General features: G+C 38.1%; 3 protein-coding genes. All 3 read right to left on the reverse strand.

The genetic code is table 11. The annotated features are described in order from the left end of the window. Positions 1–14: 14 nt before the first annotated feature. From EA412_00515 to EA412_00525, 3 genes are read right to left on the reverse strand one after another with little or no spacing between them, the layout of a single operon-like run. On the reverse strand, positions 15–1,496 hold the full coding sequence (locus EA412_00515; protein ID TVR84193.1) for a hypothetical protein: 1,482 nt from the start codon (positions 1,494–1,496) through the stop codon (positions 15–17). Beyond that, on the reverse strand, positions 1,483–2,166 hold the full coding sequence (locus tag EA412_00520; GenBank protein ID TVR84194.1) for a hypothetical protein: 684 nt from the start codon (positions 2,164–2,166) through the stop codon (positions 1,483–1,485). The genes EA412_00515 and EA412_00520 overlap by 14 nt, the downstream gene beginning before the upstream one ends. A 34-nt stretch (positions 2,167–2,200) precedes the next feature. After that, a complete protein-coding gene (locus EA412_00525) occupies positions 2,201–4,048 on the reverse strand; it encodes an SAM-dependent DNA methyltransferase (GenBank protein ID TVR84195.1) in 1,848 nt (615 codons plus the stop codon). Positions 4,049–4,581: the final 533 nt, after the last annotated feature.

Below are 4,581 nucleotides of genomic sequence, written 5' to 3' on the forward strand. Positions count from 1 at the left end.
ATATTGTTTCTTGCTCATAAATCTTCCTTTTGAGTTTGATATGTTTCCCCATCCTCAGCCACCATCCCCAATTCTTCTTCTATCTCCTCATCCCGATAGCTATCGGGATCCTCTTCCACAATCTCAGGCACCTCATACCCCCGCACATCTATCTTACCCGTTACCGCTTCGGCTATCAAGGCGGTTTTGTATTCTTCGGTTAATGCCAATTCTTTTTCGATTTTGGAAATAGTGGTGTTGATGATGGCGGTTTCTTGTTTTATGTAGGAAACGATTTGTTGTTGTTCTATAAGTGGTGGCACTAAGCACTTCACATTAATCAATTTATCTTTTGTTAAATGAGCAATGCTTACTCTATTTACAATAGAATCAAAACCTCCTTTTTTCCCATAACTGTTAAATAAGTAAAGAAAATAGTGGTTTAAATTTCCTTCATTGATTGTTACTTTATGGGCTGAGTTTTGAATGTAACATTCTTCTAATTGATTATTCCACATACAGGTTTTACCAACTTCGCCACCTTCACTCAAAATTAAATCCCCTTTTTTAAGTCGGTACGTTTCTAACTCTGAACTAGAGAACCACATTTCTTCAACATCAGAAAAATCGACATTCAGCCATTGAATATTTTTAGATTTTAGATATGGTCTTTTAAAGTAGCCTCCTTTATCCTCATTACATAGCATTTTTCCTAATACAGCATTAGCCAAATACTTCAACTTCCTCACCTCCCAATGCTCCGGAATATCCCCCAACCATTCTATACCGCTATCTTTCATTTTCACATTGGCATCTAATCCTGCCTTCGCTGCCGCTTCGGCAGGCAGGCCTTTGGTAACGGCTTGGTTGATGATGGCGGCTTTTTGCTCGTTGAGTAGTTTGATCAGTTGCTTTTTCTTTTGGATAAAGCGGTTGATTTTTGCCAGTTTGTAATCTAAAAAGCGGGCAATGGCGGTTTGTTCTTGTTTGGGGGGACATACACCAAATGCATTTTGCAAATCATAAACGCCCAGCCCCACTCGTGTCACACCATTTGAGCAAATCTCAAATTGAGAGTTAAATCTTTTATGTTGGAATAACCTAAAAATATATTTTCCATCAATAAATTCATAAGATCTTATAATTGATAAGTGATAGCCACAAATTACATTTTCTAAATCTTCAATTACAAATGCTGGAACAGCAATATCATTCGCAGTTTCTGAATCTTTTGTGATTATTACATCTCCTGAAAGTAATTTGAATTTTTCTATTTGTTCATCAGAAGCTGATGCAATCATAAACTGCATACTATTTCTAATAAAATCATTTTTGTAAACATCTGTATAGTTACAAAGGCGTACTTTTTTCTCACCTTCCTTGGAATGTTTATCTACATTACTGGGGAAGCAATCCGCTAAATACTTCAACTTTCTTACTTCCCAATGCTCAGGAATTTCCCCCAGCCATGGGATGCCGCTGTTTTTATATTTCGGATATGAATTATATTTTGCCATTCAATTTGTCTTTAAACCAATTTTCGGGGTTGTTGATGATGTAATTAGCAATTCTGGTGTATTCCTGTTTGTTTCTGATGATGTGGTCGTTATAATTGGGTTGAAAAAAATGATTGTTTCGGTTGTATTTGGGTATGTCCAAATGATGTTCATCTATATAATCATCAATTTTTGTATTGACGGCCGATTTAAAACCTGCCATGAATGATGAAATGGATTTGGGTAATCGTATGGGGGAATTGCGTTTGATGGATAATGATTCGGATTTGGTTGTTTCCATTTGTTCGTTCGGTTCGTTCGGTAGATACGCACGGCCGTGCGTATCTACGTACGTATCCCGATCCATCACATCATCACCAACCAAATCATCCCGATTTTCATTATAAATTTCAACAATGGTGTGTAAATGATTGGGCATTATTACAAATTCGTGCAAAAATAATTCATTTCGAATTTCAAATGATTTAAACCATTCCTGTTCCACGATTTTGCCAAAATCGGATAATTCCATTTGTACAGACGCACGGCCGTTCGTCTGTACAATTTTACCCAAATTACATTCCCTGTTTTGGGTTACAATGGTCAAAAAATACAGCGCATCTGCCGAATAATCCCAATTGGGTTTTCGGTGTGATGCTATGCGATATTTATTTTGAAATTTTTCTGACATATTTCAGTTTTCAATTCTTGCGACAGTGTCGCAATTATTCAATAATCTCTTTTAACAAACCATCTGTTTCCTTTTCTAAAGCCAAAATATCATTGGCAATGTCCGATAGTGCTCTCAATGGCTCATATTGATAAAAATATTTATTGAAGGCTATTTCGTAGCCCACTTTCATTTTGTCTTTGTCATACCAAGCACCCACAGCAAAAGGTAGTACTTCCCTATTGAAATACTCATCTATCAGGATATTGCGTGCAATGCCTTTACGCATTGGTACATTTTCCGTGTCTTTTAAACTGCTATCGCTTTTGGGTTTGCCTTTGCTGTCTTTGACAATATTGCCTTTTTCATCTCTTTCAGGTTGGTGTACCGTGATTTGATAAAAGCCAAAATCTTCATTGTTGAAAATTTTGCTGTATTCTTTTCCTGCCTGTCCGGCAGGCAGGTCTTCAAAAGCGAAGTACATTTCTTGTATCATTTGAATATGTTGGGCAGTGAGTTCAACTCTTTTACTACCCAAACTTTTTCGCATTTTCTGATAAAAACCTTCCGAGGAAGCATTAATTAATTGCACTTTGCCTTTTCTGCGTTCTTCTTTTACATTGGTCAAAAACCAGATATAGGTGGTAATGCCTGTGTTGTAGAACATATCATTCGGCAACTGGATGATACATTCTAACAAATCATTTTCCAGTATGTATTGACGAATACCGCTTTCACTACTACCTGCATCTCCTGTAAACAAAGCCGAACCATTGTGAACGGAAGCTATACGGCTACCACTGTCTTTCGGGTCTTTCATTTTTGAAAGCATATGCAGCATAAACATCAATTGTCCGTCATTGCTGCGGGATGTCAAACTGGTTTCCACCGGTTCGCCTTTGAAGTTTTTTATCTTTAGGTTAAAACGTTTGTCTTTAATCTCTACTTTTTTGCCTGTACCTACATTTAGATTTTCCATATCCTGCTTCCAGGTAGTGCCATAAGGCGGATTGGTGAGCATAAAATTGAATTTCAAATCAGGGTCAAAACCGTATTCGCTCAAGGTAGAACCAAACTTGATTTTGTCGGGGTCTTCATTTTTGAGCAACATATCGGATTTACAGGTTGCGTACATTTCGCCTGTATTTTCCTGCCCGTACAAGTGGAAAGTAGCTGTTGATTTGATTTCTCCTTCCGGGTCGGTGGCAAATATTTTGGATTGCGTGAGCATAGCACCCGAACCCGCACAAGGGTCATACACCAAGAAAGTGCCTTTTTGGATTTTATCTTTTACCGGCAAATACACCAAATGTGTCATCAATTCAATGATTTCCCGTGGTGTGAAATGTCGCCCTGCGGCTGCATTGGTTTTTTCATTGAACCTGCGAATCAAGTCCTCAAACATATAGCCCATTGCCATTGGCGAGATTTTGTCGGGGCTTAGCTCTACTTTCGGATTGCAGAATTTCTCTATCAAGGAAAAAGTAATACCTGTTTCTTCAAAGGTCTTTAACTGATTGCGAAACTTGAATTTGGAAATGATGTCCTGCACATTTTCCGAAAAGCCATTGAGATAGTCCAAAAAGTTGGCATCAATATTCTTGGGGTCGTCCAAGAGTTTTTTCATTGTGTAAGGCGAAGTGTTGTAAAACGCCAAACCACTTCCGTGTAAATCGCTGGTCAATAGTCCGGAAACATTGTCAATCTTGCTTTTAAACTCGTTGTGGGTTTTCAGCACCTTGTCTTTGGTCGGTTCTAATGCCAAGTCCAAACGTCTTAAAACCGTCATCGGAAGGATAACATCCTGATACTGATTTTCAAGAAATTTATTAATCAATACATCATCTGCAACCGTCCAAATGAAGTTGATGATAGATTGTAGGTTTTGTGTGTTTAAGTTCATATTTATTTTCTTCTTTCTTTTCGTTTATTGTTCGTTTTGTCGAGCGTTGGTCAAAAAAACAGCTCTTTTGGTTTTTCAGCATTGGCTTTGTGTGTCGACAAAAACCAAATGTGCTGTTTGTGCAGTCGGCTTTCTTAGCATGTTACCTAACGTTCCTGGGATAGCCACACTAGCGGATTTGCGGGCCGCTCCCCTGTCCACCGCTGCAAAAGCCCACGCGTAGTAGCGAACATAAAACTACAGCCAAGTCCCGCTATTGTAGGCTATACCAATGTTCAAGTGACACCCTTCGGGTAGCTTTAGTGGGTAAATATAACTAAATTAGTAGATTTAATTCACCTTAAACTTTATTAATCATGAAAAAAAAAGGATTAAACAATGAAGCTGCTGCAAGCTTGCAGCAATTGGAAAAAGTAATGGAAGCCGGTATATACATACAATAAGGTGTACCGGTATTTACAAATCAAAAATGCAACAATATCATCATGAGAAACAGGCTACTTTCTCCCAAGAGGTGTCGCTGAACATTTATG

Source organism: Chitinophagaceae bacterium (assembly GCA_007695095.1).
Taxonomy (GTDB): Bacteria; Bacteroidota; Bacteroidia; order Chitinophagales; family REEL01; genus REEL01.